This window comes from Rhodobacter calidifons, assembly GCF_011174775.1.
GTDB lineage: Bacteria > Pseudomonadota > Alphaproteobacteria > Rhodobacterales > Rhodobacteraceae > Tabrizicola > Tabrizicola calidifons.
Genome location: NZ_JAANHS010000003.1, coordinates 236,841 through 262,777, shown reverse-complemented (window position 1 = coordinate 262,777; position 25,937 = coordinate 236,841). Strand labels below are relative to the sequence as shown.

Genomic DNA, 25,937 nt, shown 5'->3' with positions numbered 1-25,937 from the left:
GCCCAGTGCCATAACGCCACGGCAACGGCAAGCGGCGAAGGCAAGTGGTCGCCTGCCGGGCGCGAAAACCGGTTCCCACTTTTCGTTGGCAGGCGTCAGGGGCCGGTCGCCACCTTCAGATCCTCATACATGCCCCATTCGGCCCAGGACCCGTCATAGAGCGCATGATTCCGGTGCCCCATCCGTTCCAGCGCAAGCGACAGGACCGCCGCCGTCACGCCGGACCCGCAGGTGGTGATCGCAGGCTTCGTCAGGTCGATCCCGGCGGCCTGGAAAATCCGCTTCAGTTCGGCGGGAGGCTTCATCGTCCCGTCGGGATTCAGCACCTCGGTGAAGGGCAGGTTCTTCGACCCCGGAATATGGCCGGCGCGCAGGCCGGGACGGGGTTCGGGCGCCTCTCCCCTGAACCGGGCGGCGGCGCGGGCGTCGATGATCTCGGCCTCGCCCAGCTTGGCGGCATGGGCGACTTGCGTGACGTCCTTGACCAGATGGTTCTGGCGGGAAACCGTCATGTGCCGGTCGCGGATCACCGGGGGCATGTCCTCGATCTCGCGCCCCTCGGCCTGCCATTTCGGGAAACCGCCGTCGAGCACCGCGACATCCGTCTTGCCCATCAGCCGGAAGGTCCACCAGACCCGGGCGGCGGAGAAGATCCCCGCGCCGTCATAGACCACCACCTGATGCCCGTCGCCCACGCCCATCGCGCGCATGCGGGAGATGAACTTCTCGGGCGGGGGGGCCATGTGGGGAAGGGAGGACCGCTGGTCGGAAATCTCGTCGATGTCGAAAAACCGCGCGCCGGGGATATGGGCGGCGGCGTATTCGGCCCTGGCGTCCCGGTTCTCGGCCGGCAGGTACCAGCTGGCGTCCAGCACCCGCAGGTCAGGGTCGCGCAGGTGTCTGGCCAGCCAGTCGGTCGAGACCAACGTCCTTGGGTCATCCTGCGGCGATGGGGTCATGCGGGCCTCCCGGAGTTGACCAGGATATATCCGCGCGGGCGCACGGGGCGCAAGCGGCGCGGGGGCGCATGGGCCCCCGTTCCAGGGCGAATTACTTCGCCATGGCCTTCTTCAGCATGCCCACGATCGCCGTCAGCACGGCACCACCGATGCCGCCGCCCGCGACAGACTGGATGATCGTACCGAGGTCCAGGTTGGCAGCCGCAGCCCCGGCGTCACCGCCGAGCATGCCCATCAGAACACCGCCAAGTCCGCCACCGACCGCGCCCGCGACCGAGTTGCCCGCCGTCCCGAGACTGAGAGTCTTGAGCCCGGCACCCGCCGCATTGCCGCCGATGAGGCCCGCAATGATCTGGATGATCAGTTCCATACCCATACCGCTTACCTTCCCTCTTCGCCGGTTCCCTGACCGGGTTGTCCCGGCTTTTCCCCCGGACTTCCTGTCCGTTAAGGAACAGACTGCCAGAAACCGGCGAATCCGGCAATGAATGCGTGATCAGTGCAAGTTCAGCCGCGGGAGTTCTGTTTCAGCAGCCGGGCCTTGTCGCGTTCCCAGTCCCTTTTGGCGCTGGTCTCGCGCTTGTCGGCCAGCTTCTTGCCCTTGGCGATGCCAAGCTTCAGCTTCACGACGCCGCGGTCGTTGAAATACATTTTCATCGGAACGATGGTCATGCCCTCGCGCCCCACCGCCGACCACAGCCGCGATAGTTCCTTCTTCGAAACCAGAAGCTTGCGCCGCCGCCGTTCCTCATGCCCGAAGGTCCTGGCCTGAAGATAGGGGGCGATGTAGCTGTTGATCAGCCACAGCTCGCCGCCCTCGACCGAGGCATAGCTTTCCGCGATGTTCGCGCCGCCCTGCCGCAGGCTCTTCACCTCGGAGCCCAAAAGCACGATGCCGGCCTCGAGGTCGCTTTCGATATGGTAATCGAAACGCGCGCGCCGGTTCTCGGCGATCAGCCTGGAGTTCGGATCGGACTTTGCCACCATGATCGCGGTGAGATAAGCCTTGGTGCAGGCTTAGTCCAGAAGGGGCGACATGTTCGGACAGATTGCCTTGGGGTCGGTTCTGCTGATCCTCAACATTCTGGTCATGGCCAGCGCGGCCCTGGTCCTGGAAGTCGGGTTCCGCCGGGTCCATCCCTGGCTGCTGCGGCCGCCGCAGCGGCTGAAGCTTCTGGCGATGCTGGTCGCGGTCGGTCTATGGGTGCTGGCGGTGGTGACGGCGGGTGTCTGGATCTGGGCCTTTGCGATGTTCACGCTGGGGGCCTTTGCCAGCCTGGAGGAGGCCACCTATTTCGCGCTGGTCGCCTTTACCACGCTGGGCCTGGGCGATGTGGTGCCGCCGGAGGACTGGCGCATCCTTGCGGCCATGGCGGCGGTGAACGGGTTCCTCAGCTTTGGCCTGCTGACCGCGCTTCTGGTCGAGGCGCTGCGCCAGGTCCGGCTGACGCAGCTGGAAGTGCGGCACAAGGACTGATCCGTCTCAGCCTTTCAGCTCGCTGGTGATCCTGACCGGCCCGACCGCGCCCTTCAGCTTGGCCCGGTAGATCACCACGCCCTCGGCCACCCGCATCACATAGGTCCGCGTCTCGGCGAAGGGGATCGTCTCGACCCAGTCCACGACATCCACGTCGGGACGCCTCGGGTCGCCGAATTCGGTGATCCAGCGCCGCGGGCGGCCTGGCCCGGCATTGTAGCCCGAGGCGATCAGCGCGATCGAGGGGCCGAACTCGGCCGCCATTTCGGCCAGATAGGCCGAGCCCATCGTCACGTTGTAGGCCGGGTCCGAGGTCAGCTTGCCTGCGTCGAACTCCTTGCCCAGTTTTCCCGCCATCAGCCTGGCCGTTCCGGGCAGGACCTGCATCAGCCCGCGCGCATCGGCCGAGGACCGGGCGGTGGGGTCGAATTCGCTTTCCCGCCGGGCGATGGACAGGGCCAGCGCGCGGCTGACCTTCAGCCCGTCCGGCACGAAATCGGGGATCGGGTAATAGGCATGCGGCAGGATCAGCCCGCGTTCGGCGGCCTGTTTTGCGATCAGGAGTGCCATGTTCGGGTCGCCCCAGGCCAGCGCCATGTCGGCCATCTGGGCAAGTCCCGTCGCGTCCTGGCTTTCGCCGAGGTGCAGAAGGAAGCGCCTGGCCAGGCTGCGATCGCCGGCCTTGCGCAGAAGCTCGGCCGCAGCCAGCACGGAGGACCGGGTGAACCCGGCGCTGCGCCAGTCCGGGGTGGCTGGCCGGGCGAGAAGGCCTGCGTCCAGCGACAGGCCCAGCCGTTCGGCGGCCAGCAGCCCGTAGAAGGCCGTCTGGTGCCTTGCCGCCGCCCGGTAGCTGGCGCTGCCGTCGCGCCCCGCCGCCTCTTCTGCGCGGCCGATCCAGTAGTGCGCCCGCGCCACGCTGATCGGCGTCGAAACCCCGGCAAGGAGATGCTGGAAATGCCTTTCGGCTGTCGCCGGATCGTTCAGCCGCCGCAGCGCGATGAAGCCCGCCAGAAACTCCAGATCGGCATAGGCCGAGGCACCGCTGTCGGTCGGCAGATGGTGGTTCGCGGCGACCCGGTAGGCCTCTTTCGCGCGGCCCTGCCGCATCAGCCAGCGCGCCAGAAGCGCCCGGCGTTCTGCCCAGGCCTGCGGGCGGCCGAGGCTTTCGGCGGATTTTGAACGCTCGAGGATCAGCTCGGTCGCCTCGTCGTACAGATCCTTCTTCATCCGCCAGATGAACCGGTCATAGGCCAGGCCCGGATCGCCCGCGCGCCTTTTCGGCACCGCCTCGATCAGGCCGGTGACACCCTTGCCCTGTTCTTGCAGCGCGATCCGCGCGCGGGCGAGGGCCTGAAGATCCTCGGGCACGCGCGACAGCATCCGCGTCGCCTCTTTCGTCCGGCCTTCCCACAGGAGAGTGTCCAGACGCAGTTCATGGACGAAACCCACCGCTTCGGGCGCAAGACCGATCATCTCGGCTTCCTGCTCGGGCGAGAAGGCAAGCCTGGACCAGGCTCGCATCGCCTCGGTCTCGGCCTCTGCCGCCCGGCCTTGGGCCTGAAGCGCGCGGACATAGGCGATGGCACCGCGCCCGGTCACGGGCAGACCGACCTCGAACCAGGCGATGATGCGGGCCGGATCGGTCGAGCGCGCGACGGCCTCTTCGCCCTTTTCGCGCAGAAGCGGCAGGCCCGGCCAGTCCGGGCGGCGTTGCAGGAAGGCCTCGTAATCGCCCAGCCGCCCGCCGCCCGCCCGCAGGCGCTGCCATTCGATCACGTCGCGCCCGACCCCCGAGGGCGCGACGGCCAGCGCGCCGTCGAAATCCTTTCCCGCGGCCAGCTCCAGCGCTGTCCGCATCGCCTGTGTCGTATCTGCTGTCGCCGGAAGCGTCTGGAGGCCAAGGGCCAGGACCAGCGCCCGGATCATTGTTCTGCTGCTCATGCCGCTGAATCTGCCTGACGCGGCGCCGGTGGACAACCCACACTTGCGTCAGCGCGCAAGACTTGGCTTTGGGTCTGCCAGCCGCTAAGAGGAACCCGGTTTCGGGCAATCCCGCCCATCACAGGAGAAGCGTCATGATCAGAGGGTCCCTTCCTGCCCTGGTGACGCCGTTCAAGAACGGCGAGCTCGATCTGGTGACGCTGAAGAAACTCGTGGACTGGCACATCGCCGAGGGCAGCCACGGGATCGTGCCGGTGGGGACGACGGGCGAAAGCCCGACGCTGAGCCACGCGGAACACCAGAGGGTGATCGAAGAGGTCGTGGCTGCCGTCGCAGGCCGCGTTCCGGTGATCGCGGGCGCCGGGTCGAACAACACCGTGGAAGGCATCAGCCTGATCCGCCACGCCGAGAAGGTCGGGGCGGATGCGGCTCTGGTGGTGACACCCTATTACAACAAGCCGACGCAGGCCGGCCTGATCGCGCATTACACCGCGCTGCACGACTGCTGCCAGCTGCCGATCATCATCTACAACATTCCCGGCCGGTCGGTGATCGACATGACGCCGGAAACGATGGGCCAGTTGGCGAAACTGCCCCGGATCATCGGCGTCAAGGACGCGACCGGCAAGATCGAACGCGTGAGCCAGCAGCGTGCCGCCTGCGGGGCGGATTTCATCCAGCTTTCGGGCGAGGACGCGACGGCACTGGGCTTCAACGCGCATGGCGGGGTGGGCTGCATCAGCGTCACCGCCAACGTTGCCCCGCGTCTCTGCGCGGAGTTTCAGGAGGCGACCCTGCGCGGCGATTATGCCAAGGCGCTGGAGTATCAGGACAAGCTGATGCCTCTGCACGAGGCGATCTTCATCGAGCCCGGTCTTGTGGGGGCGAAGTATGGCCTGTCGCTGCTCGGTCTCTGTTCGGAAGAGGTCCGCCTGCCATTGGTAGGGCTGACGGACGGCACCAAGGCCAGGATCAAGGCCGCGATGCAGCACGCCGGGCTGATCTGAGGCGCCAAATTCCTTCGAAGGAATTTGCAAATCTTTTCGAAAAGATTTGCGCCCCGTCCGACCGGCGGGGCGCTTGTCATTTCCGCCCAGCCCAAGCAAGGTCCGCCCATGCGCAGCATCAAGGCCATCCATGTCATCTCGGCCCATGCCGAGGGCGAGGTCGGCGATGTCATCGTCGGCGGCGTCGCCCCTCCGCCCGGCGCGACGCTGTGGGAAATGCGCCAGGCGCTCTGGCGCGACCAGACCCTGCGGAACTTCGTCCTGAACGAACCGCGCGGCGGCGTGTTCCGGCATGTGAACCTGCTGGTGCCGCCCAAGAACCCCCGCGCGCAGATGGGGTTCATCATCATGGAGCCCGAGGACAACCCGCCGATGTCGGGGTCGAACGCGATCTGCGTGGCGACCGTGCTGCTGGACTGCGGGATCATTCCGATGACCGAGCCGGTGACGGAGCTGGTCCTGGAAGCGCCTGGGGGGCTTTTGACAGTCCGTGCCGATTGCCGCGCCGGAAAGGCCGAGCGTATCCATGTCCGCAATTTTCCGTCCTTCGCCGACCGGCTGGGCGTGCCGCTGGATGTCCCCGGGCTGGGTCGCCTGACGGTGGACACGGCCTATGGGGCCGACAGTTTCGTCGTGGTCGATGCCCAGGCGGTCGGGTTCACACATGCGCCGGATGAGGCCCATGCGATGGCGCGGCTGGGGGTCCGGATCACCAGGGCAGCCGACGAACAGTTGGGCTTCCACCATCCTGAAAACCCGGATTGGCGGCATTTCTCTTTCTGTCTTTTCGCCGGTCCGCTGGTCCGCGTCGCCGACGGATGGGAGACGCGGCACGCCGTCTCGATCCGTCCCGGCAAGATCGACCGCTCGCCCACCGGGACGGCGGTTTCGGCGCGGCTTGCCCTCCTCGCCGCACGGGGCCAGATCGGCCCGGGCGAGGTGCTGCGGGCGCGGTCGCTGATCGGGGGTGAGTTCGCGGGGCGGATCGTCGGGGCCGCGAAGCTGGGCGAGATCGACGCGATCCTGCCGGAAATCTCGGGCCGCGCCTGGATCACCGGGGTGCACCAGCACATGCTGGACCCTGACGATCCCTGGCCGCAGGGCTATCGGCTGAGCGACACCTGGGGCGCGCGGTGAGGCTTCCGCACCCGCTCGTCGAGGACTGCGTCCACTCCTCGCTGACCACCGACGCGTGCCGGAAGGGCTCGAGGAGGCGGCCTTGGCGCTGACCGACAACCAACGCGGCGCGCTTTACATGACTGTATCCATGGCGGGCTTCGCCGTCGAGGATGTCTTCGTCAAGGCCGCCGCTGCGGCGCTGCCGCTGGGCCAGGTCCTGTTCAGCATCGGCCTGTGCGGGATGCTGGTCTTCGCCGCCATGGCCGCGCGCCGGGGCGAGCCGATCCTGCCCGCCGCCTTCCTGTCGCGCCCCATGCTGATCCGCAGCGCGTTCGAGGTGACGGGTCGGCTGTTCTACGGTCTTGCCATCACGCTGACCGCGCTGTCCACCACCTCGGCGATCCTGCAAGCCACGCCGCTTGTCGTGGTGGCCGGGGCGGCGCTGGTCTTCCGCGAAAGGGTGAGCCTTCGCCGCTGGCTGGCGGTTCTGGCCGGTTTTGCCGGCGTCATGGTCATCCTGCGGCCGGGGGCGGAATTCTCGGCCCTGTCGCTGCTGGCGGTGGTCGGCCTTCTTGGCTTTGCCGGCCGCGACCTGGCCACGCGCGCTGCTCCGGAGGGCCTGTCGAACCGGCAGCTCGGCGCGCTGGGCTTTGCGATGCTGGCGCTGGCCGGGGCGATCCTGCTTGCGGTCAGCGGCGGAGCCAGGCTGCCCGACCTGGCCGACCTTTCCCGGCTGGCGGCCGGCACGGCCTTCGGCATGCTGGGATATCACGCGCTGAGCCATGCGATGCGGACCGGAGAGGTCTCGGCCGTGACGCCCTTCCGCTATACCCGGCTGGTCTTCGCCATGGTGCTGGCCATGGTCCTGTTCGGCGAACGTCCTGACCTGGCCACCTGGATCGGTGCGGCGCTGGTGGTGGGATCGGGCGTCTTTGCCCTGACCCGCAAACAGGATGCCCGCGCCGCCTCAGCCGAAGGCGAGCGTCGGGACATCGACGATGGTTGAACCGCCATCCACCGTCAGCACCGCGCCGGTGATCATCGCGGCATCGGCCGAGCAGAGGAAGGCAATCGCCGCCGCGACCTCGTCGGGATGCGCGGGGCGGCCAAGGGGCACGTCGCGGGTGACGAGGGCATAGGCGGCCTCGCGACTGGCCAGGCCCTGCCGGGCGCAAAGCTCGTCCATCTCGGCATCGGCCATCTCGGTCGTCACCCAGCCGGGGCAGACCGCATTGCAGCGCACGCCCTGCCGCCCGAAATCCCGCGCGATGGACCGGACGAGGCCGATCTGGGCATGCTTGGCGACGGTATAGCCGAAGGCGCCGGCCGGAGCGGCAAGGCTGGCGATCGAGGCGGTGACCGCGATCGCGCCCTGGCGGCGCTGAAGCTCGGGCAAGGCCGCGCGCAGCAGGATCACTGCCGTGTCGAGATTGGACCGGCGGGCGGCTTCCCAGTCGGCATCCGAGGTCTCGGCCAGCGTGGCAAAGCCGTGGCCGCCGGCATTGGCGACGACGACATCCAGCCCGCCGAAACGGTCGCAGGCCAGAGCGACCGCCGCCGCAGCCCCGGTTGGGTCGGCGGCATCGCCGGTGCAGACCGCGGCCCCGATCGGCCCGGCGACCGCCGCAAGCTGCGCCTGCCGGCGGCCCATGACCACGACCTGCGCGCCTTCCTGCGCCAGCCTCCGGGCGGTTGCCGCCCCGATCCCGGTGCTCCCGCCCGAGACCAGCGCCACCTTGCCGGTGAACCGCCCGCTCATGCCGCGGCCTTACCGGGCGGCACGATCCCCGCGGCAACCCAGGCGTCCAGCCGTGCCAGCACCGCGTCGCAGAAGGCTGCGTCGTTGATGTGGCAGTCCAGCACGGTCAGGTCCACCCGGCCGCGCAGCGCCGCCTCGGCCGCCGCGATGAAACCGGCCAGGCCCTCGGGGTCATGCGCGGCCTCGCCGGGCCTGTCCCATTCTTCGATCCCGCCCGCGGGCAGGAAGACATGGGTCGGCCCCTTCGCCCCGGCCAGCCGTTCGGCCATGGCGACGGCCAGCGCGCGGCGTTCGTCGGGGGTGAAGGCCACGCTCTTGATCAGCCGGTTGTGCACATGGCAGGGGCGGTCGCGGAAGCGGTCCGGCATCTCCTGCCAGCCCGCAAGGTCCAGAATGTCCGCCGCCCCCGGCGCCACCATCTGCGGCGTGCCGCTGCGCCCCGCGCCCGTCAGCCGGTCCGCCCCGGCGCTGACCAGCGAGCCGCCTTCCGCGTTGACGAATTCCTGCACCGAGAAGTCCATCACGCAGGCGAAATGACCGGCCAGGGCCAGCCGCTCGAAGGCCATCCCGCCCATGCCGGTGGTGTGGAACACCGCGATGTCATAGCCGCGCCGGGTCAGTTCCGGGTGCAGCCGCTTCATGTATTTCAGGCAGGACGACCCCAGCGAGGTCATCCCGATCAGCGGCCGGTCGAAGGCGGGCGGCTCCACCGCCTGCGCCGCGCCCAGCACCGCCCCCGCCGCCTGGCTGAGCGAGGATCTGCAGAGCGGATTCAGCCCGTAAAGCCCCCCGGCCCAGAGGATGAACTGCACATCCGCCGCCATCCGGTCCGGCGCGATCAGCGGCGATCCGGCGACGGTCGAGACGATGTATTTCGGCACCCCCAGCGGCAGGGCCTGGGCGCAATCCAGCGCAAGGTCGGTGCCCATGGTGCCGCCCAGGGCGATCATGCCGTCAAAGCGCCCCTCCGCATGGAGGCGCCGGGTCAGGGCGGCTGCGCCCGTGCTCATCCGTTCGAAGGCCTCGCCTTCCTCGCCAAGCGCGATCAGGCCGGCGATGGTCTCGCCCGCCGCTGCGGCCACCTCGTGCTTGGTCACATCGACCGGAACCTTCGCCTCGCCCAGGATGCTGACATCCATCGCCAGCACCGCGCCGCCCTGCGCCTTGATCCGGCCGATCAGATAGTCAAGCTCGTCCGCCTTGGTGTCGAACGTGCCGATGACCAGGATGGTTTTCGTCATGCCGCGCCTCCCCCTGTGCGTGCAGTATTGTCCTGTAGCCAGCCCGTGCAAAGTGCGCGCGCCTCGGCCACGAAACGCGCGTTGCGCGCGGCCCCGCCGGGTTCCGCCATCCGGGGCACGATCCAGCCGACATAGGTCAGCGCGCGCAAGGCGATGAAAAGGTCCAGAAGCGACAGGTCCAGCGGCCGCAACTCATGATAGCCCGCGATCAGCGCCGCGCGCAGGGCCGGGTGATCCGGCTCGTCCAGGGACTTCAAGAGGACTGTGGCCAGGTCGAACAGCCGATAGCCGAAGCCGCCGTCGTCGAAGTCGATCAGGCGGATCGTTCCGCCGTCCAGCAGAACGTTTTCCCGCACCAGATCGGCATGGATCAGGCCGAAATCCGCCGTCGTGCCCGCCAGCCTGGACCGCGCCGCGTCGCGCAGGCGCAGGAACAGGGTGCGGTCGGCCGGGTCCAGCGTCGGGTTGTCCCAGAACTGGCCCCAGACCGGCGCCTCGCCCACGAGACCCTCGGCATCCCAGCGGCAGCGGCGAAAGCCCGGCGGTGGCGTCCAGGCGTCGCAGGCGGCATGCAGCCGCGCGATCTCGGCCCCAAGCGCGCGATAGGTGCCCGTCCGGTCCTCCAGCACCAGCGGCACGCGGCTTTGCCCCAGCGGGCGACCGGGAAGCCAGCCCAGCACATCGGCAAAGCCTGCGCCCACCCGCTCCATCAGCCGCCCGCTCCGCGAGGGCAGGGGGCGTGGCACCTGCAACCCGGCCCGGTCCAGCGCCGCCAGCCAGTCGAGTTCCGACCGAAGCTCGGCTTCGTCGCGGTAACCGGGTCGGCGCAGCCGCAGGGCGTGGTCACCCCGTGCCGAGCGGACCCGCCAGACCCGGTTCTCGCGCCCGGCGACGAAGGTGCAGTCGGCCCCGGCCAGGCCCCAGAGCGCCAGCGCCTCGGCCAGCGGATCGGTCATTCCGACACCGGCGTTTCGGCCAGAACCGCGTCCAGCGTGGTGACAAGAAGGTCCAGATGCTCTTCGCCAAAGGGCATCGGCGGGCGGATCTTCAGCGTGTTCTTGTGCCGGCCAAGCCTTGACAACAGCACCCCGCGCTGGCGCAGCCGGTTCACCACGCGGTCGGCATAGGCCGAGGCGGGGGCCTTCGTGTCGCGGTCCAGCACGAATTCCGCACCGAAGACCATGCCGGATTGCCGGACATCGCCGATCACGGGATACTTCTGCTGCAACTCCGACAGCCGGACCGCAGCCAGCCGGCCGATCCGCGCGGCATTGGCTTGCAGGTCGCGCTCCTGCACCTCGTCCAGCACCGCCATCGCCGCAGCACAGGACACGGGATTGCCGCCGAAGGTGTTGAAATAGCGGAACGCGCTGCGGAAACGCGCCATGATCCCGGGCGTTGTCACCAGGCCCGCGACCGGGTGGCCATTGCCCATCGGCTTGCCCAGGGTCACCACGTCCGGCACCACGCCCTGCCGCTGATGCGCCCAGAAATGGCTGCCCGAGCGCCCGAAGCCGGACTGCACCTCGTCGCAGATCAACAGCCCGCCCGCGCGCCGCACCGCTTCGGCGGCGGGGCGCAGCCAGCCTTCCGCCTGCGTGGGGAAGCCTTCGTTCAGGAACAGGGGACACAGGATCAGCGCGGCGAAACCGATGCCCGACCGTTCCAGATCGGCGATGGCCGCCTCCACCTGCGCCGCGAACCGCTGGCCGTCGGGATCGGGGATGCGGTAGCTGTCGGGCGCCTCGACATGGCGCAGATACTGGCCGAGGCCGAAACCCACCTCGGGCACGTTCGACCGCGACAGATGGCTGACCAGCGCGGTATTGCCGTGATAGGTCGCATCGGTGGCGATGATCCCGCGCTTGCCGGTGACACCTTCCGCCATGCGCAGCGCGATGTCGTTCGCCTCGGACCCGGTGCAGGTCAGGATCGCGGTGGTCAGCGGATCGTCGAAGGTCGCGGTCAGGCGCTCCACATAGTCCAGGATGCCCTCGTGCAGATAGCGCGTGTGGGTGTTCAGGGTCGCCGCCTGATCGCAGATCGCCCGCACGACGCGCGGGTTGCAATGCCCGACATGCGCCACGTTGTTGTAGCAGTCGAGATAGCGCCGCCCCTCGGCATCCCAGAGCCAGACCCCCTCGCCCCGCACCACATGCACCGGGTCGTCGTAGAAGGTCGGGACATTGGGCCCCAGAAGCGCCCGGCGCCGTGCGATCAGGTCAGCCATCCGCACCCCCTTGCCTGCGGGCCTTCAGCACCGTCCAGACCTGCGCGCCGATGGCCGCGAGGATCATCAGGAACAGGACGAAGGCGATGGGCCGGTCGATGAAATCCCAGGGCTCGCGCACCCGGGCCATGGCGGTGCGCAGCCGGTCCTCCATCAGCTTGCCCAGCACCATCCCCAGAATGATCGGCGAGGTCGGCAATTCCAGCCGCTTGAGGATGAAGCCGAAGACCCCGAAGGCCGATGCGATGGCGATGTCGGTCAGCGAATTGCGCAGCGTGTAGATGCCGATCAGGCTGAAGGTCAGGATCATCATGCCCAGGAAACGGTTCGGGATCAGCATGACCTTCATCAGCGTGCGGGTGGCGAAGAACAGGAACGCCACCACCATCACGTTCAGCAGGAACAGGCTGATGTAGAGCGCATAGATGAAGTCCATCTGCTCGGCGAAAAGTCGCGGTCCCGGCACCACGTTGTGCACATAGAACACCGCCAGCATCATCGCCGTCAGTTCTTCCCCCGGAATGCCCAGGGCCAGAAGCGGGATCATCGCCGCCGCCGGGACCGAGTTGTTTGCGGCCTCGGACGCCACGATCCCCTCGGGGTTGCCCTTTCCGAACAACTCGGGCGTCTTCGATGTGCGCTGGGCATAGCTGTAGGACATGAATTGCGACATGAACTCGCCCACGCCGGGGATCATGCCGCAGACCACCCCGAAGGCAGAGGCGACCGAGGCGATGCGGCGATAGACCCAAAGCTCGCGCATCTGGCGGAAGAAGCCGGACTTCTCGACATGGGGCAGAGCGACGCGCTTGTCCTTGCTCATCAACAGCACCAGCGCCTGGCTGATGGCGAAAAGGCCAAGGACCACGACGATCAGATCGACGCCGGATTGCAGCCAGGACTGGCCGAAGGTGTAGCGCTGGGTATAGGCCGAGGGCTCGATCCCGATGGTGGACAGGAAGATGCCCAGACAGGCGAGGATGGCCGCCGGCAGCACCTGCCCGCGATGGGTGACGACGACCAGCACGATGCCCAGAAGCGCCGCCAGGAAGATTTCCCGTGCCCCGAACATCGGCGCGACCCTGGCCAGCACGGGGGCCAGCAGGATCAGCGCGAAGATGGACAGCACGGCCCCGTAGAACGAGGCGGAATAGGCCAAGCTCAGCGCCCGCCGCGCCTCGCCGCGCCTGGTCATCGGATAGCCGTCATAGGTGGTCAGCGCGTTCACCGGCGTTCCGGGCGTGTTGACCAGGATCGCCGGGATCGCCCCGCCGAACATCGAGGATCCGTAGATCCCCAGCAGCAGCGTCAGCCCGACGATGGGCTCCAGCGAAAAGGTCACTGGCAGGGCGATGGCGATGGCCACCGCCGCGCCGACGCCGGGCATGGCACCGACCAGAACGCCGCCGATCGAACCGACGATCAGCGCGGCGATCACGTCCCAGCGGGCCAGAAGCTCGATGCCGGAAAGGAAGCTCTCCATCGGCGCCTCAGAAATAGCGGATCAGGATGTAGCGCAGGCTGCCGGGGGCGAAGTCGTAGATCGCGCCCGCGGGGATCTTCACGTTCATCCCGGTCTTGAAGAACAGGACGACGAACAGGCCGAAGCCCGCCGCGATCCAGACCGCGCGCCCGCGATAGCCGGTGCGCAGGGCGATCCCGGTGCAGAAGGCCAGCGTCGCGCCGAGGTAGCCGATAAGCGGAATCGCAATGACGTACAGCATGTACCAGCCGATGAACTCCAGCGAGCGCAGCCAGAGCGCGGCCTCCTGCCAGCGGCCGGGCGTGCGGGGCACGCGCAGCCGCGACAGTGCATTCATCAACCCGAACAGCACCACGCCCCCCAGCGACAGCGCGGGCCAGAAGCGCGGCTGCGCCGCCAGCCCCTTGCCCGGCAGCCAGGTCGTCTGCCAGGGGATCGCGGCCAGCAGCGCCACCGCCACTGCCATCGTCAGCGTCACGAACAGGATCTCTCCCGGCCGGCGGCCTTGGGGAAAGACATGCGGGCGGTCCTCGGGCCCTTCGCGCATCCGGCCGATCCCGTCCGGCGCCTACTGTTCCAGCATGCCGGCGATGCGGCCCGACACCTGAATGTCCGAGGCGATGCGCGCCTTCGCTGCCTCGGCATCCATCCAGTAGACGATGGCGCCGGTCTGCGCTGCCAGCTCCTGCGCACGGGCCGAGGCCATGGTTTCCTTCGCCGATGCGATGATCTTCTCGCGCACATCGGCCGGCGTGTCCTTGTGCACAAAGAGCCCGTTCCACAGCGAGATGTTCAGGTCCGGCGCGACCGAGGCCAGGGTCGGCGCGTCCGGCACCACCGAGATCGGCCCTTCGGTGACGGTGGCCAGGATCTTCACGCTGTCAAGGCAGGGCAGAATCTGCTGGATCGTCGTGTTGATGACATCGAAGTCGCCCGAGGCCAGCGAATTGCAGTCCAGCGCGCCTGCGGACGCCTCGCCACCCCATTCGAAGCCCAGTTCCTTCGCCGCGGCAAAGGTCGCCTGCGTCGGCAGAAGGAAGGCGCCGAAATGGCCCAGAAGCTGCGGGTCGGACTGCGAGTGTTCGGCAAGTTCGGCCATCGTGGAATAGGGCTTGTCGGCCGAGGTCGCGATGACGAAGGGATAGGTCAGGAAGATGCCCAGCGGCTCGAACGGGTCGGGGTTCAGGCCGGGGACGCCGACATCGGGGCCGACCACGGGGATGTCCACCACGAATGAGCCGATGGTGTAGCCGTCGGCCGGGGCAGCCGCGACTTCGGCCGCGCCGGGGAAGGGCCCGCCCTCCGAAGGCTTGTTCACCACCGCCGCGGCGACGCCGTATTTCGCCTGGAAGTCCTCGGCGATCATGCGGGTCAGGACGTCCTCAAGGTCGCCGGGCGGGAAGGGCACGACAAAGCTGACCGGCCGGTCGGGGTATTCGGCCAGGGCCGGTGCGGCGACACTGGATGCAAGCAGGGCAAGCAGGGCAGGCTTGAACTTCGGCATTGACGACCTCCCATCGGTTCATTATTGTCACCATTGGTTCAAATCTTAGGACCATCAGCACGCTGCGTCAACGTTTTTTGGCGCGGGTTTGTTGGTCCGGGCGGAAGTTGGGGGTCACATCTTGTCAAGCACGGTAGCCAAAGCCTTGTCTCTGCTGGATTACTTTTCGGATTCCGAGCCCGAGATCGGCCTGTCCGAACTGGCCCGCCGGTCGGGCGTGGACAAGGCGACCGTGCACCGGATGCTGGCGGTCATGTGCGACCACGGCCTTCTGGAAAAGCGCGGCGATGCAAGGCTTTACCGGCTGGGCGCGGGCGTTCTGCGGCTGGCGCGGGTGCGCGAGACGGCCTTTCCGGTCTCGTCGGTCTTCCAACAGTCGCTGGAGGCGCTGTCGGCGCAGATCGGCGAGACGGCGCATGCCTCGCTGATCTCGGGCCGGGCGCTGGCGACCATCGGGGTCTGCGAGGCCAGCCGGGGCAGCCGGGTCTCGCTGGTGGCGGGCGAGATCCTGCCGTTCCACAGCACGGCATCGGGCCTGGCAGTCCTGGCCTTCTCGCGCCCCGAACTGGTGGACCGGCTGCTGGCCGAGCCGCTGGCCGCCCGCACCTCGCGCACGCCCACCGATGCGGAGGTGATCCGCGCGCGGCTGCAAGAGGTTCGGCTGACCGGCTATGCCGAGGCCGACCAGACCAACGAGGACGATGTCTATGGCATCGCCATGCCGGTTTTCGACACCGACGGAACGGCAACCGGGGCGATTGCGGTCGCGGTGCCGGCGCACCGGATGACGAACGACCTGCGCCGCCAGATCATCGCCGCGCTGTTCGCCGAGGCCGAGACGCTGAACGCGGGCATCGGCGGCCGTCCGCCGGCCACGTTCCGCGCCGCAGTTGCGCGCTTCGGCGCGGCCTGACCCGCCATCCGCGCCCGGCATCTGGACCGCCCTTGCGCTTGCTGGGTTGACCGAATCCCTTCCTGGGCGCAATATATGAACCGCTGGTGTAAATAAAGAACCAACATGACCCAATCCCAGATCGACAGCCTGCGTGCGCAACGGCTGGAACCGGCCCTGCACGTTGTGGACGGTCGCCGCGTTCCGGCTTCGGACGGGGGCACGATGCCGGTCGTCTCGCCCATCGACGGCCGTCAGCTCACCACCTGCGCCCGCAGCACAAGGGCCGACGCCGATGCCGCCATCGCCGCCGCCCGCCGCGCATTCGACGATGGCCGCTGGTCCGGCCTTGCGCCCGCCGCGCGCAGGAAGGTCCTGCTGAAATGGGCCGATCTGATCGAGGCCCGGGCGCTGGAGATCGCCGTCCTGGGCGTGCGCGAGAACGGGACCGAGATCGGCATGGCGCTGAAGGCCGAGCCGCTCTCGGCGGCGGCGACGCTCCGCTATTATGCCGAGGCGATCGACAAGCTCTCAGGCGAAATCGCCCCCACCGACCCGGCCTTCCTGGGCCTGGTCCATCGCGAGCCTGTCGGCGTGGTCGGCGCCATCGTGCCGTGGAACTTTCCCCTGATGATCGGCGCCTGGAAGATCGCTCCGGCGCTGGCGGCCGGCTGCACCATGGTGCTGAAACCGGCCGAGACCGCCTGCCTGACGCTGCTGCGCCTGGCCGAACTGGGGCTGGAGGCGGGCCTGCCGCCGGGCGTGTTCAACGTCGTCACCGGAGAAGGCACGGTGGTGGGCGCGGCCATCGCCGAATCGATGCAGGTGGATGTGCTGGCCTTCACCGGATCGGGCGCGACCGGGCGGCGCCTTGTCGAGGCTGCGGCCCGGTCGAACCTGAAGCGCGTCTATCTGGAACTGGGCGGCAAGTCTCCCAACATCGTTTTTGCCGATGCGCCCGACCTGGACGAGGCGGCAAAGGTCGCTGCCCATGCCATCTTCCGCAACTCGGGTCAGGTCTGCATCGCCGGCTCGCGCATCCTGGTCGAACGCAGCATCCACAAAGGCTTTGTCGAGAAGCTTGCCGCCCATGCCGCCGCGATCAAGGTCGGCGATCCGCTGGACCTGGCCACCCAGGCCGGGGCGGTCAACTCGGAACGCCAGCTGCACCGGAACCTTGCCTTCGTGGCCGAGGCGCGCGCGGCCGGACGGCAGGTGATCGGCGGCGCGCGGATCCTTCAGGAGACCGGCGGCTACTACATGTCGCCCGCCATCGTCGCCGATGCCGAACCCGGGGACCGGGTGTTCCGCGAGGAGGTCTTCGGTCCGGTCGTCACCGTCACCCCCTTCGACACCGAGGCCGAGGCGGTGGCCCTGGCCAATGCCACCGACTATGGCCTGGCCGCCGCGGTCTGGACCGCGAACCTGTCGCGGGCGCATCGCATGGTGCGGGCGATCCGGGCGGGGCTGGTGCATGTGAACACCTATGGCGGGTCTGACCTGACGGTGCCCCTGGGCGGGGTCGGCCAGTCCGGCAACGGGCACGACAAGTCGCTGCATGCCTTCGACAAGTTCCTGAACCTCAAGACCGCCTGGGTGAAGCTGTGACCCGCGCGCTGGTGCTGGATTTCGGCGGGGTGATCTCGAAGACCCTGTTCGAGACGCACGCCCTGTCCGAGGCCGCGCTGGGCCTTGCCCCGGGCACGCTGACCTGGCGCGGGCCGTTCGACCCGGCCTCGGACGCGCCCTGGCGGGCGATGCAGGCGGGCCAGATGACCGAACGCGACTACTGGGCGCTGCGGATGCGGGAAACCGGCGCGCTGGTAGGTGAAGACTGGACCGCCTTTCCCCAGTTCGTCGGCCGCGTCCGGGGCGCCGATCCGGCGGCAGTGATCCGGCCCGAGGCACTGTCGGCCATTGCGGAGGCCAGGGAAAGGGGGCACCGGCTGGCGATCCTGTCGAACGAGCTGGACCTGTTCTACGGCGCCGGTTTCCGCGCGAAGCTGCCCTTTCTGGCCGATTTCGACCTGATCGTGGACGCCACCCACACCGGCATCCTGAAACCCGACCCGCGCGCCTTCGCGATGGTCATCGAGGGGCTGGGCCTGCCCGCCGCCGCCTGTGTCTTCGTGGACGACCAGGCGCGGAACCTGACGGGCGCCGCAGCCGTCGGCATGCCCTTCGTCCATTTCGACGTCACCCGGCCCGGCGCCAGCTACGCCCGGGCGCTTGCCTTGCTTGACCAGGAGATCGCCCGATGAAGGATGCCAACTTCCTGAAGGAACACAACGCCCGGCACCTGTGGCACCCGATGGCGCATCCGGCCGACAGTCTGGCCAACCCGCCCGACATCATCGTCGAGGCCGAGGGGGTTCAGATCATCGACGTGGACGGCCACCGCACCATCGACGCGGTGGGCGGGTTGTGGAACGTGAACCTGGGCTATTCCTGCCAGCCGGTGAAGGACGCGATCACGGCGCAGCTGAACCGGCTGCCCTATTACTCGATCTTCCGCGGCACGACGAACGACAACGTGATCGAGCTGGCCGAGATGCTGGCCGCCTTCTTCGCCCCCGACGGGCTGAGCCGCGCCTTCTATACCTCGGGCGGGTCGGACGGGGTGGAGGTCGCGCTGCGGCTGGCGCGGCAGTATCACAAGATCCGGGGCGAGGCCGGGCGGGTCAAGTTCCTGAGCCTGAAGAAGGGCTATCATGGCACGCATACGCTGGGGGCATCCGTGAACGGCAACGCGAATTTCCGCACCCAGTACGAGCCGCTGATGCCGGGATGCTACCACACGCCTGCGCCCTATACCTACCGCAACCCCTTCAACGAGACCGACCCCGAACGGCTGGCGCAGCTGTGCCTGGCGGCCATCGAGGACGAGATCATGTTCCAGGACGCCTCGACTATCGCCGCCTTCATCATGGAGCCGGTCCTGGGCGCGGGCGGGGTGATCCCGCCGCATGCAAGCTTCATGCCGGGGGTGCGGGCGCTGTGTTCGAAACACGGGATCCTGCTGATTGCGGATGAGGTCATCACGGCCTTCGGTCGGACGGGCGGCTGGACGGGCTCGCGCCACTGGGGGGTGCGGCCGGACCTGCTGGTGTCGGCCAAGGCGATCACCAACGGCTATTTCCCGTTCGGCGCGGTGATGGTGTCGGAAGGCGTGGCCGAGGTGTTCGAGAAGGATACCAGCGGCCGCGGCGCCATCGGGTCGGGCTATACCTATTCCGGCCACCCGGTGGGTGCGGCGGCGGCCATCGCCTGCCTGCGCGAGACGGAACGGCTTCAGGTCCAGCTGAATGCCGGGGCGCGCGGGGCGCAGTTGTTCGCCGGGTTGCAGGCGCTGATGGCGCGGCACGAGGTCATCGGCGATGTCCGCGGCGGGCACGGGCTGATGTGCGCGCTGGAACTGGTCGCGGACCGTGGCAGCAAGACCCCCATCGACAAGAAGACCATCGGCAAGGTGCACCGCGCAACCTACGAGGCGGGGGTGATGGTCCGGGTCTCGGGCAACAACATCATCCTGTCACCGCCGTTGGTGGTGTCCGAGACCGATGTGGCGAATATCCTGTCCGCGCTGGAGGCCGGGTTCTCGGCGATCTAGCCTGGTCAGTCCTCGGCGCCCGCGCCCGGCGGGACGGCCTGGGCCAGCCGTCGCAGCAGGCTGACCAGCCGTTCGGCATCCTCGGTGCCCAGCACGGCGCGCAGCTGACGGTCGAAGGCCAGCGCGAGCCCGCCAAGCTCGGCAAAGACCGCGCGACCCTGCCCCGTCAGCGACAACAGCTCGGCGCGGCGATCGGTCGCGCTGGGCGCGCGGGACAGGAGGCCCGCCTGTTCCAGCGCGGCCACGGCGCGGCTGACCTTGGTCTTCTCGATATGGCTGATCGCGCAGATGTCGCGCGCGGTCATCGCGCCGAACTTGCCCAGATTGGCCATGACCCGCCATTGCGTGCGCGTGAAGCCATAGCGGTCGCGGTAGGCCGCCTGAAACCCGCGCGAGGTCGCCTCGGCCGCCTGGTTCAACAGGTAAGGCAGGAAGTCCTGCAAATCGAAATCGTCGGCCGGATCGGTCATGGCGTGGGTCTCGCCCGGTCGGGATGCGCCGCCTGGAAGGCGGGCAGAGCCTCAAGGGCCGCCGCGACTTCGGCCACCCGCGGGAAGGGGGCAAGGTCCACCCCCCAGCGCCGGGCATTGTAGATCTGCGGCAAAAGGCACAGGTCGGCCAGCGTCACCCCGTCGCCATGGCTGAACCGTCCCCCGGCATGGCGCTGCATCAGCCCCTCCAGCCCCGCAAGGCCCAGGGGGATGAAATGCCGCATCCAGCCCTCCATCGTCGCGCCCAGCGAGACCGCGTGCTGCGCCACGCGCAGGTTGCAGACGGGATGGGTGTCCATCGCCACCGCATGGGCCATGGCCCGCACCTCGGCCCGCGCGGCGGCATCGCCCGGCAGCCAGCCCGCGCCCCGCGTCTCGTCCAGGTATTCCAGGATCGCCAGCGATTGCGTCAGGCGCAGCCCGTCGATCTCCAGCACCGGGACCAGACCCTGCGGATTGCGCGCCAGATTGTCCGGGCCGCGCTGCTGCCCCGCCGTCAGATCGACCGGCACCGCCCGGAAGGGCAGGCCCAGAAGGTGAAGCCCGATCCGCACCCGGTAGGCGGCCGAGGACCGCCAGTAATCATACAGCACCGTCTCGGGCATGGTGTCTCCAGTTCGTTGCAGATGCAACTTGTTCTTGACTTGGTTGCATTAGCAACTATACAAGACCAAAAGCACCGCCCAGGCAAGGGCGGATCCGAGTCCCCGATGCCACCCCGCCAAAAGGAGGTGCAAATGACCAGCCATTCCCTTCCCAAGGGCATGATCCGCGCCGCATCCATCGCCGGCCCGCATGAGGGCTACATGCCTGGCTTCGGCAATGACTTCGAGACCGAGGCGCTGCCGGGCGCGCTGCCGCAGGGGATGAACAGCCCGCAGAAATGCAACTACGGGCTTTATGGCGAACAACTGTCGGGCACGGCCTTCACCGCGCCCGGCCATCAGAACGAGCGTACCTGGTGCTACCGCATCCGGCCGAGCGTCAAGCACACGCACCGCTTCCGCAAGATCGACGTGCCGCTGTGGAAATCGGCGCCTTGCATCGACCCGGACATCGTCAGCCTTGGCCAGTATCGCTGGGACCCGCTGCCGGTGCCCGACGAACCGCTGACCTGGATCACCGGCATGCGGACGATGACCACGGCGGGGGATGTGAACACCCAGACGGGCATGGCCAGCCACATGTATCTGGTCAACACCTCGATGCGGGACGAATATTTCTTCTCGGCCGACGGCGAGCTGCTGGTCGTGCCGCAGGAGGGCCGGCTGCGGTTCTGCACAGAGCTTGGGATCATCGACCTGGAGCCGAAGGAAATCGCCATCCTGCCGCGCGGGCTGGTCTATCGGGTCGAGGTGCTGGAAGGTCCGGCGCGGGGCTTCGTCTGCGAGAACTACGGGCAGAAGTTCCAGCTTCCCGGCCGCGGGCCGATCGGCGCCAACTGCATGGCCAACCGCCGCGACTTCAAGACGCCCGTGGCGGCCTTCGAGGACCGGGAGGTGCCGTCCACCGTCACCGTCAAGTGGTGCGGCCAGTTCCACGAGACGAAGATCGGCCATTCGCCGCTGGACGTGGTGGCCTGGCACGGCAATTACGCGCCGGTGAAGTACGACCTGCGGACCTACTGCCCGGTGGGCGCCATCCTGTTCGACCATCCCGATCCGTCGATCTTCACCGTGCTGACCGCGCCCTCTGGCGTCGAGGGGACGGCGAACATCGATTTCGTCCTGTTCCGCGAACGCTGGATGGTGGCCGAGAACACCTTCCGTCCGCCCTGGTACCACAAGAACGTCATGTCGGAACTGATGGGCAACATCTATGGCGTTTATGATGCCAAGCCCAAGGGCTTTGTCCCCGGCGGCATGTCCCTGCACAACTGCATGCTGCCGCACGGGCCGGACAAGACGGCCTTCGAGGGCGCCTCGAACGCCGCGCTGAAGCCCGAGAAGCTGGAGGACACCATGTCCTTCATGTTCGAGACCCGCTTCCCGCAGCACCTCACGCCCTTCGCGGCACAGGCAGGCCATCTGCAAGAGGACTACATCGACTGCTGGGGGTCGCTGGAGAAGAAGTTCGACGGGACGCCGGGCGTCAAGTGACAGGCGGCGGACCGGGGGCCAGCCCCCGGACCCCCGGGATATTTTCGGACAGATGAAAGAGGGCAGATGCCGCTGCTGCGATCCTGGGTCGAAAGCGCCAATGCGCCGGACCATCCGTTTCCGCTGAACAACCTGCCCTGCGGCGTGTTCTCGATGCCGGGCGGCGATCCGCGCTGCGGCGTGGCCATCGGGGATTTCGTGCTGGATGTGGCGGGGCTGGAGGAGGCGGGGCTTGTTGCCCTGTCCGGTGGCCCCTTCCTGGACGTGCCGTTCTGGAACGACCTGATGGAAGCCGGGCCGGCGGTCTGGGCCGCCCTGCGCGACCGGCTGACCGCCCTGCTCGCGGAAGGAGCGGCCGAGAGGGCGGCTGTCGCGCCCTTCCTGGTGCCTCTGGCCGGTGCAACCCTGCACATGCCGTTTCTGGTCAGCGAATACACCGATTTCTACGCCGGGCGGCACCATGCGACCAATGTCGGCACCATGTTCCGGGGGGCCGAGAATGCCCTGCCGCCGAATTGGCTGCATATCCCCATCGGATATAACGGGCGGGCGTCGTCGGTGGTGGTCTCGGGCACGCCGGTGCGTCGGCCCTGGGGGCAGCTGAAGGGGCCGGAGGATGCCGCGCCGCGCTTTGCGCCCTCGGCCCGGTTCGACATCGAGCTGGAACTGGGCGCGGTGGTGGGACTGCCGTCCGAAGGCCCGGTGACGGTGGCCGAGGCGGACGCGATGATCTTCGGCTATGTCCTTCTGAACGACTGGTCGGCGCGGGACATCCAGGCCTGGGAATATCAGCCGCTGGGGCCCTTCCAGGCCAAGGCCACGGCGACGACGATCAGCCCCTGGATCGTGACGCGCGCGGCGCTGGAGCCGTTCCGCACCTCGACGCCTGCGCGGGAGAAGCCGCTGTTGCCCTACCTGCACGAGCCGCGCCCGATGCTGTACGACATCGCGCTGGAGGTCGGGCTGACGCCGGAAGGCGGGACGGAAACCGTGATCGCCCGGACCAATTACGCCGAGATGTATTACTCGGCCGCCCAGCAGCTGGCGCATCACACCACCTGCGGCTGCCCGATGAACACCGGCGACCTGCTGGGGTCGGGCACGATCTCGGGGCCGACGAAGGACAGCCGCGGCAGCCTCCTGGAACTGTCCTGGGGCGGCAAGGAACCCATCGTGATCGCGGGCGGCAGCCGCAGTTTCATCGAGGACAACGACACCCTCACCCTGCGCGGATGGTGCCGCGGGGATGGCTACACCATCGGTTTCGGCGACTGCTCCGGCAAGGTGCTGCCCGCGCTTGAAGACCCCTATGCAAGGACCTAGACCATGGCCAAGGCTTTCGCATCCCAAGGCGACCTGAGCGGGAAGCAGATCAGCTTCACCGAGATCGGCGAGGGCCTTTACGCCTTTACCGCCGAGGGCGACCCGAACTCGGGCGTCATCATCGGCGATCAGTCTGTGATGGTAGTCGAGGCGCAGGCCACGCCCCGCCTCGCGCAGAAGGTGATCGACTGCATCCGCAGCGTGACCGACAAGCCCATCTCTCACCTCGTGCTGACGCATTACCACGCGGTGCGGGTGCTGGGGGCGTCGGCCTTCAAGGCCCCGCAGATCATCATGTCGGAAGCCGCGCGCAACATGGTGGCCGAGCGCGGGCAGGAGGATTGGGACAGCGAGTTCCAGCGCTTTCCCCGCCTGTTCCAGGGGCATGAGGACATCCCCGGCCTGACCTGGCCGACCACCACCTTCAACGGGAAGATGACGGTCTGGCTGGGCAATCGGCGGGTGGACATCCTGCAACTGGGCCGCGCCCATACCGCAGGCGATGCGGTGATCCATGTCCCTGACCAGAACGTGATGTTCACCGGCGACATCGTCGAGGCGCATTCCGCCTGCTATTGCGGCGACGGCCATTTCGCCGACTGGGGAGGCACGCTGGAGGCGATCCGCGCCTATGATCTGGACGCGATCGCTCCAGGCAGGGGGGATGCGGTGGTGGGCCGTGCGGCGGTGAACGCGGCGTTGGACCGGACGAAGGATTTCGTGGAATCGACCTACCGGCCCGTGGCCCGTGTCGCGGCTCGCAACGGCACCCTGAAGGAAGCCTGGGAGGCCTGCCGGGCGGAATGCGATCCGAAGTTCCGGGACTACGCCATCTACGAACATTGCCTGCCCTTCAACGTCGCCCGCGCCTATGACGAGGCCCGCGGGATCGGCCATCCCCGCATCTGGACCGCCCAGCGCGATCTGGAGATGTGGGCGGCGCTTCAGGGCTGAGAACCGCTGAGGGAGGAGCAGATGACCGAACGCCTTCCGGAACGCTACGCGCTGGCGTTCCGCCTCTATCCCTATCAGCGGTCGCCCGATCAGGATGCCGCCACGCCGATCCGCCACCGGGTGATCGTCGTGGGCGGCGGCCCGGTCGGCCTGGCCATGGCGTTGGACCTGGGCCGGCGCGGAGTGCCGGTGCTGCTGCTGGACGACCACGAAGGCGCGGGGCTGGGCAGCCGGGCGCTGTGCTTTGCAAAGCGCACGCTGGAGATCTGCGACCGGCTGGGCGCGGCGGGGCCGATGCTGGAGAAGGGCGTGCAGTGGAACGTCGGCAAGGTGTTCCACGACGACCGGCTACTGTATGAGTTCAACCTGTTGCCCGAGGGCGGCCATGCCTTCCCGGCCTTCGTCAACCTGCAACAGCCCTGGTTCGAGAAGTTCCTGCACGACGCCATCCTGGCGGCGCAGGCCGAAGGCGCGCCGATCGAGCTGCGGGGGCGGAACCGCGTCGATGCCGTCAGCCTGGCCGATGATCATGTGACGCTGGACATACTGACGCCGGACGGACCCTACCAGCTTCAGGCCGACTGGCTGATCGTCTGCGACGGCGCCCGCAGCCCCTTGCGGGGCATGCTGGGGCTCAGTTTCGACGGGAGGGTGTTCGAGGACAACTTCCTGATCGCCGACGTGAAGATGAAGGCCGATTTCCCGACCGAACGCTGGTTCTGGTTCGAGCCGCATTTCAAGTCGGGCGATTCCGCGCTGCTGCACAAGCAGCCCGACGACATCTGGCGCATCGACTTCCAGCTGGGCTGGAACATCGACCGCGCGAAGGAGCTGGAGCCGGCCCGCATCCGCGCCCGCGTCGATGCGATGCTGGGACCGGATGTGGAGTATGAGCTGGACTGGTGCTCGATCTACACCTTCCAGTGCCGCCGGATGGAGCGGTTCCGCCATGGCCGGGTGCTGTTCGCGGGCGACTCGGCGCATCAGGTCAGCCCCTTCGGCGCGCGGGGCGCGAATTCGGGCATCCAGGACGTGGACAACCTGGCCTGGAAACTGGCGCTGGTGCTGGACGGCACCGCGCCCGAGACGCTGCTGGACAGCTATGATGCCGAACGTGTCTTCGGCGCCGACGAGAACATCCTGAACTCTACCCGGGCGACGGATTTCATCACGCCCAAGACCCCGGTGTCGAAGCTGTTCCGCAACGCGGTGCTGACGCTGGCCGAACATCTGCCCTTCGCCCGCACCGTGGTGAACTCGGGCCGGCTTTCGGTGCCCTGCACCTATGACGGCTCGGCGCTGAACGGCCCGGATCTTCCCGCGATGCCCGCCCGCACCCGTCCCGGCAGCCCCTGCCCGGATGCGCCGGTGGCGGATGGCTGGCTGCTGAACCGTCTCGGGCGGGGCTTCACGCTGATGACGATCGATGCCGACGCGCCCGACAGCCTGGACGCCCACGGCCTGACCGTAGCGCGCCTGGCGCTGACCGCCACGCCGGAACTGACCGCCCGCTATTTGGGAGAGGCGCGCTCGGCCGTCTATCTGATCCGCCCGGACCAGCATGTCGCCGCCCGCTGGGACAGGTTCGACGAAAGCGCCGTCACGGCCGCGCTTGCCCGTGCCATCGGAAAGGGCTGACCCATGCTGATCACCACCCCGAACCTGACCAGCCCGGACGAAACCTATGCCGCGCTGATCGCCACGCACGAGGGCCTGAGCGAGGCGGAGAGCCATGCGCTGAACGCCCGGCTGATCCTGATCCTGATGAACCACATCGGCGACCATGCCGTGCTGGCCAGGGCGCTGCGCCTGGCCCGCGACCCGGGTTCGACGTCCGACTGACAGCCG

The 25,937-nt window shown here is 68.1% G+C and carries 26 protein-coding genes; 13 read left to right on the top strand and 13 right to left on the bottom strand.

Annotated elements, in window-relative coordinates; genetic code table 11:
• Positions 1 to 95: 95 nt before the first annotated feature.
• From sseA to smpB, 3 genes are all read right to left on the bottom strand, one after another.
• On the bottom strand, positions 96 to 959 hold the full coding sequence (gene sseA, locus G8O29_RS06145) for a 3-mercaptopyruvate sulfurtransferase (RefSeq protein ID WP_166402355.1): 864 nt from the start codon (positions 957 to 959) through the stop codon (positions 96 to 98).
• Between the two features lie 91 nt (positions 960 to 1,050).
• Positions 1,051 to 1,329, bottom strand: a complete 279-nt coding sequence (locus tag G8O29_RS06140; protein ID WP_207623679.1) for a hypothetical protein — start codon at positions 1,327 to 1,329, stop codon at positions 1,051 to 1,053.
• 137 nt (positions 1,330 to 1,466) lie between these two features.
• Positions 1,467 to 1,946: an SsrA-binding protein SmpB gene (gene smpB / locus G8O29_RS06135; RefSeq protein ID WP_166402353.1), complete on the bottom strand. Its 480-nt coding sequence runs from the start codon at positions 1,944 to 1,946 to the stop codon at positions 1,467 to 1,469.
• Between the two features lie 49 nt (positions 1,947 to 1,995).
• On the opposite strand from smpB, the gene G8O29_RS06130 reads away from it, so the two are divergent.
• Positions 1,996 to 2,436: an ion channel gene (locus G8O29_RS06130; RefSeq protein WP_166402352.1), complete on the top strand. Its 441-nt coding sequence runs from the start codon at positions 1,996 to 1,998 to the stop codon at positions 2,434 to 2,436.
• A gap of 6 nt (positions 2,437 to 2,442) precedes the next feature.
• On the opposite strand, the gene G8O29_RS06125 is transcribed toward G8O29_RS06130, so the two are convergent.
• Positions 2,443 to 4,377 carry a lytic transglycosylase domain-containing protein gene (locus G8O29_RS06125; RefSeq protein ID WP_166402351.1) on the bottom strand — a complete coding sequence of 645 codons (1,935 nt, stop codon included), beginning with the start codon at positions 4,375 to 4,377 and terminating at the stop codon, positions 2,443 to 2,445.
• A 134-nt stretch (positions 4,378 to 4,511) separates the two neighbouring features.
• Here G8O29_RS06125 and dapA point away from each other — a divergent pair, with 134 nt between their 5' ends.
• From dapA to G8O29_RS06110, 3 genes are all read left to right on the top strand, one after another.
• Positions 4,512 to 5,384, top strand: a complete 873-nt coding sequence (dapA, locus tag G8O29_RS06120) for a 4-hydroxy-tetrahydrodipicolinate synthase (RefSeq protein WP_166402350.1) — start codon at positions 4,512 to 4,514, stop codon at positions 5,382 to 5,384.
• A 108-nt stretch (positions 5,385 to 5,492) separates the two neighbouring features.
• Positions 5,493 to 6,521, top strand: a complete 1,029-nt coding sequence (locus tag G8O29_RS06115) for a trans-3-hydroxy-L-proline dehydratase (RefSeq protein ID WP_166402349.1) — start codon at positions 5,493 to 5,495, stop codon at positions 6,519 to 6,521.
• 82 nt (positions 6,522 to 6,603) lie between these two features.
• On the top strand, positions 6,604 to 7,509 hold the full coding sequence (locus G8O29_RS06110; protein ID WP_302848564.1) for a DMT family transporter: 906 nt from the start codon (positions 6,604 to 6,606) through the stop codon (positions 7,507 to 7,509).
• Here G8O29_RS06110 and G8O29_RS06105 read toward each other — a convergent pair.
• The 7 genes from G8O29_RS06105 to G8O29_RS06075 are packed head-to-tail and all read right to left on the bottom strand — an operon-like array spanning position 7,471 to position 14,720.
• Positions 7,471 to 8,262, bottom strand: a complete 792-nt coding sequence (locus G8O29_RS06105) for an SDR family NAD(P)-dependent oxidoreductase (RefSeq protein WP_166402348.1) — start codon at positions 8,260 to 8,262, stop codon at positions 7,471 to 7,473. The genes G8O29_RS06110 and G8O29_RS06105 overlap by 39 nt on opposite strands.
• Positions 8,259 to 9,503, bottom strand: a complete 1,245-nt coding sequence (locus tag G8O29_RS06100) for a Tm-1-like ATP-binding domain-containing protein (RefSeq protein ID WP_166402347.1) — start codon at positions 9,501 to 9,503, stop codon at positions 8,259 to 8,261. Before G8O29_RS06100 ends, G8O29_RS06105 begins: the two co-directional genes overlap by 4 nt.
• The gene (locus G8O29_RS06095; protein ID WP_166402346.1) at positions 9,500 to 10,459 is read right to left on the bottom strand and encodes a phosphotransferase enzyme family protein; all 960 of its coding nucleotides are present in this window, start codon (positions 10,457 to 10,459) and stop codon (positions 9,500 to 9,502) included. Before G8O29_RS06095 ends, G8O29_RS06100 begins: the two co-directional genes overlap by 4 nt.
• Positions 10,456 to 11,733 (bottom strand): aspartate aminotransferase family protein, encoded by a 1,278-nt coding sequence (locus G8O29_RS06090; RefSeq protein ID WP_166402345.1) that lies wholly within the window; start codon positions 11,731 to 11,733, stop codon positions 10,456 to 10,458. Before G8O29_RS06090 ends, G8O29_RS06095 begins: the two co-directional genes overlap by 4 nt.
• Positions 11,726 to 13,216 carry a tripartite tricarboxylate transporter permease gene (locus tag G8O29_RS06085; protein ID WP_166402344.1) on the bottom strand — a complete coding sequence of 497 codons (1,491 nt, stop codon included), beginning with the start codon at positions 13,214 to 13,216 and terminating at the stop codon, positions 11,726 to 11,728. The genes G8O29_RS06090 and G8O29_RS06085 overlap by 8 nt, the downstream gene beginning before the upstream one ends.
• Before the next feature lie 7 nt (positions 13,217 to 13,223).
• The gene (locus tag G8O29_RS06080) at positions 13,224 to 13,763 is read right to left on the bottom strand and encodes a tripartite tricarboxylate transporter TctB family protein (protein WP_166402343.1); all 540 of its coding nucleotides are present in this window, start codon (positions 13,761 to 13,763) and stop codon (positions 13,224 to 13,226) included.
• A gap of 21 nt (positions 13,764 to 13,784) precedes the next feature.
• Entirely contained in the window at positions 13,785 to 14,720 is a 936-nt protein-coding gene (locus G8O29_RS06075) for a tripartite tricarboxylate transporter substrate-binding protein (RefSeq protein ID WP_166402342.1), read from the bottom strand.
• Between the two features lie 88 nt (positions 14,721 to 14,808).
• Here G8O29_RS06075 and G8O29_RS06070 point away from each other — a divergent pair, with 88 nt between their 5' ends.
• From G8O29_RS06070 to G8O29_RS06055, 4 genes are all read left to right on the top strand, one after another.
• Positions 14,809 to 15,633: an IclR family transcriptional regulator gene (locus G8O29_RS06070; RefSeq protein ID WP_367890131.1), complete on the top strand. Its 825-nt coding sequence runs from the start codon at positions 14,809 to 14,811 to the stop codon at positions 15,631 to 15,633.
• A gap of 105 nt (positions 15,634 to 15,738) precedes the next feature.
• Positions 15,739 to 17,220 carry an aldehyde dehydrogenase family protein gene (locus G8O29_RS06065; protein WP_166402340.1) on the top strand — a complete coding sequence of 494 codons (1,482 nt, stop codon included), beginning with the start codon at positions 15,739 to 15,741 and terminating at the stop codon, positions 17,218 to 17,220.
• A complete protein-coding gene (locus G8O29_RS06060) occupies positions 17,217 to 17,873 on the top strand; it encodes an HAD-IA family hydrolase (protein WP_207623677.1) in 657 nt (218 codons plus the stop codon). Before G8O29_RS06065 ends, G8O29_RS06060 begins: the two co-directional genes overlap by 4 nt.
• Positions 17,870 to 19,222 carry an aminotransferase class III-fold pyridoxal phosphate-dependent enzyme gene (locus G8O29_RS06055; RefSeq protein WP_166402339.1) on the top strand — a complete coding sequence of 451 codons (1,353 nt, stop codon included), beginning with the start codon at positions 17,870 to 17,872 and terminating at the stop codon, positions 19,220 to 19,222. The genes G8O29_RS06060 and G8O29_RS06055 overlap by 4 nt, the downstream gene beginning before the upstream one ends.
• A gap of 5 nt (positions 19,223 to 19,227) precedes the next feature.
• On the opposite strand, the gene G8O29_RS06050 is transcribed toward G8O29_RS06055, so the two are convergent.
• Positions 19,228 to 19,692: a MarR family winged helix-turn-helix transcriptional regulator gene (locus tag G8O29_RS06050; protein WP_166402338.1), complete on the bottom strand. Its 465-nt coding sequence runs from the start codon at positions 19,690 to 19,692 to the stop codon at positions 19,228 to 19,230.
• Positions 19,689 to 20,318 (bottom strand): maleylacetoacetate isomerase, encoded by a 630-nt coding sequence (maiA, locus tag G8O29_RS06045; protein ID WP_166402337.1) that lies wholly within the window; start codon positions 20,316 to 20,318, stop codon positions 19,689 to 19,691. The genes G8O29_RS06050 and maiA overlap by 4 nt, the downstream gene beginning before the upstream one ends.
• Positions 20,319 to 20,450: 132 nt before the next feature.
• Here maiA and hmgA point away from each other — a divergent pair, with 132 nt between their 5' ends.
• The 5 genes from hmgA (at position 20,451) to G8O29_RS06020 (ending at position 25,931) form a co-directional block, all read left to right on the top strand.
• Complete coding sequence (gene hmgA, locus G8O29_RS06040) at positions 20,451 to 21,812, top strand: homogentisate 1,2-dioxygenase (protein WP_166402336.1); 1,362 nt, start codon at positions 20,451 to 20,453, stop codon at positions 21,810 to 21,812.
• 66 nt (positions 21,813 to 21,878) lie between these two features.
• Entirely contained in the window at positions 21,879 to 23,135 is a 1,257-nt protein-coding gene (fahA, locus tag G8O29_RS06035; protein ID WP_166402335.1) for a fumarylacetoacetase, read from the top strand.
• 3 nt (positions 23,136 to 23,138) lie between these two features.
• A complete protein-coding gene (locus G8O29_RS06030; protein WP_166402334.1) occupies positions 23,139 to 24,089 on the top strand; it encodes an MBL fold metallo-hydrolase in 951 nt (316 codons plus the stop codon).
• 21 nt (positions 24,090 to 24,110) lie between these two features.
• Complete coding sequence (locus G8O29_RS06025) at positions 24,111 to 25,727, top strand: FAD-dependent oxidoreductase (protein WP_166402333.1); 1,617 nt, start codon at positions 24,111 to 24,113, stop codon at positions 25,725 to 25,727.
• 3 nt (positions 25,728 to 25,730) lie between these two features.
• A complete protein-coding gene (locus G8O29_RS06020) occupies positions 25,731 to 25,931 on the top strand; it encodes a DUF2783 domain-containing protein (protein WP_166402332.1) in 201 nt (66 codons plus the stop codon).
• The last annotated feature ends 6 nt before the right edge of the window (positions 25,932 to 25,937 follow it).

Excerpts from the sequence above, each read along its gene's own strand:
- sseA (WP_166402355.1), bottom strand. The coding sequence starts at position 959 with ATGACCCCATCGCCGCAGGATGACCCAAGGACGTTGGTCTCGACCGAC.
- G8O29_RS06140 (WP_207623679.1), bottom strand. The coding sequence starts at position 1,329 with ATGGAACTGATCATCCAGATCATTGCGGGCCTCATCGGCGGCAATGCG.
- smpB (WP_166402353.1), bottom strand. The coding sequence starts at position 1,946 with ATGGTGGCAAAGTCCGATCCGAACTCCAGGCTGATCGCCGAGAACCGG.
- G8O29_RS06130 (WP_166402352.1), top strand. The coding sequence starts at position 1,996 with ATGTTCGGACAGATTGCCTTGGGGTCGGTTCTGCTGATCCTCAACATT.
- G8O29_RS06125 (WP_166402351.1), bottom strand. The coding sequence starts at position 4,377 with ATGAGCAGCAGAACAATGATCCGGGCGCTGGTCCTGGCCCTTGGCCTC.
- dapA (WP_166402350.1), top strand. The coding sequence starts at position 4,512 with ATGATCAGAGGGTCCCTTCCTGCCCTGGTGACGCCGTTCAAGAACGGC.
- G8O29_RS06115 (WP_166402349.1), top strand. The coding sequence starts at position 5,493 with ATGCGCAGCATCAAGGCCATCCATGTCATCTCGGCCCATGCCGAGGGC.
- G8O29_RS06105 (WP_166402348.1), bottom strand. The coding sequence starts at position 8,262 with ATGAGCGGGCGGTTCACCGGCAAGGTGGCGCTGGTCTCGGGCGGGAGC.
- G8O29_RS06100 (WP_166402347.1), bottom strand. The coding sequence starts at position 9,503 with ATGACGAAAACCATCCTGGTCATCGGCACGTTCGACACCAAGGCGGAC.
- G8O29_RS06095 (WP_166402346.1), bottom strand. The coding sequence starts at position 10,459 with ATGACCGATCCGCTGGCCGAGGCGCTGGCGCTCTGGGGCCTGGCCGGG.
- G8O29_RS06090 (WP_166402345.1), bottom strand. The coding sequence starts at position 11,733 with ATGGCTGACCTGATCGCACGGCGCCGGGCGCTTCTGGGGCCCAATGTC.
- G8O29_RS06085 (WP_166402344.1), bottom strand. The coding sequence starts at position 13,216 with ATGGAGAGCTTCCTTTCCGGCATCGAGCTTCTGGCCCGCTGGGACGTG.
- G8O29_RS06080 (WP_166402343.1), bottom strand. The coding sequence starts at position 13,763 with ATGCGCGAAGGGCCCGAGGACCGCCCGCATGTCTTTCCCCAAGGCCGC.
- G8O29_RS06075 (WP_166402342.1), bottom strand. The coding sequence starts at position 14,720 with ATGCCGAAGTTCAAGCCTGCCCTGCTTGCCCTGCTTGCATCCAGTGTC.
- G8O29_RS06065 (WP_166402340.1), top strand. The coding sequence starts at position 15,739 with ATGACCCAATCCCAGATCGACAGCCTGCGTGCGCAACGGCTGGAACCG.
- G8O29_RS06055 (WP_166402339.1), top strand. The coding sequence starts at position 17,870 with ATGAAGGATGCCAACTTCCTGAAGGAACACAACGCCCGGCACCTGTGG.
- G8O29_RS06050 (WP_166402338.1), bottom strand. The coding sequence starts at position 19,692 with ATGACCGATCCGGCCGACGATTTCGATTTGCAGGACTTCCTGCCTTAC.
- maiA (WP_166402337.1), bottom strand. The coding sequence starts at position 20,318 with ATGCCCGAGACGGTGCTGTATGATTACTGGCGGTCCTCGGCCGCCTAC.
- hmgA (WP_166402336.1), top strand. The coding sequence starts at position 20,451 with ATGACCAGCCATTCCCTTCCCAAGGGCATGATCCGCGCCGCATCCATC.
- fahA (WP_166402335.1), top strand. The coding sequence starts at position 21,879 with ATGCCGCTGCTGCGATCCTGGGTCGAAAGCGCCAATGCGCCGGACCAT.
- G8O29_RS06030 (WP_166402334.1), top strand. The coding sequence starts at position 23,139 with ATGGCCAAGGCTTTCGCATCCCAAGGCGACCTGAGCGGGAAGCAGATC.
- G8O29_RS06025 (WP_166402333.1), top strand. The coding sequence starts at position 24,111 with ATGACCGAACGCCTTCCGGAACGCTACGCGCTGGCGTTCCGCCTCTAT.
- G8O29_RS06020 (WP_166402332.1), top strand. The coding sequence starts at position 25,731 with ATGCTGATCACCACCCCGAACCTGACCAGCCCGGACGAAACCTATGCC.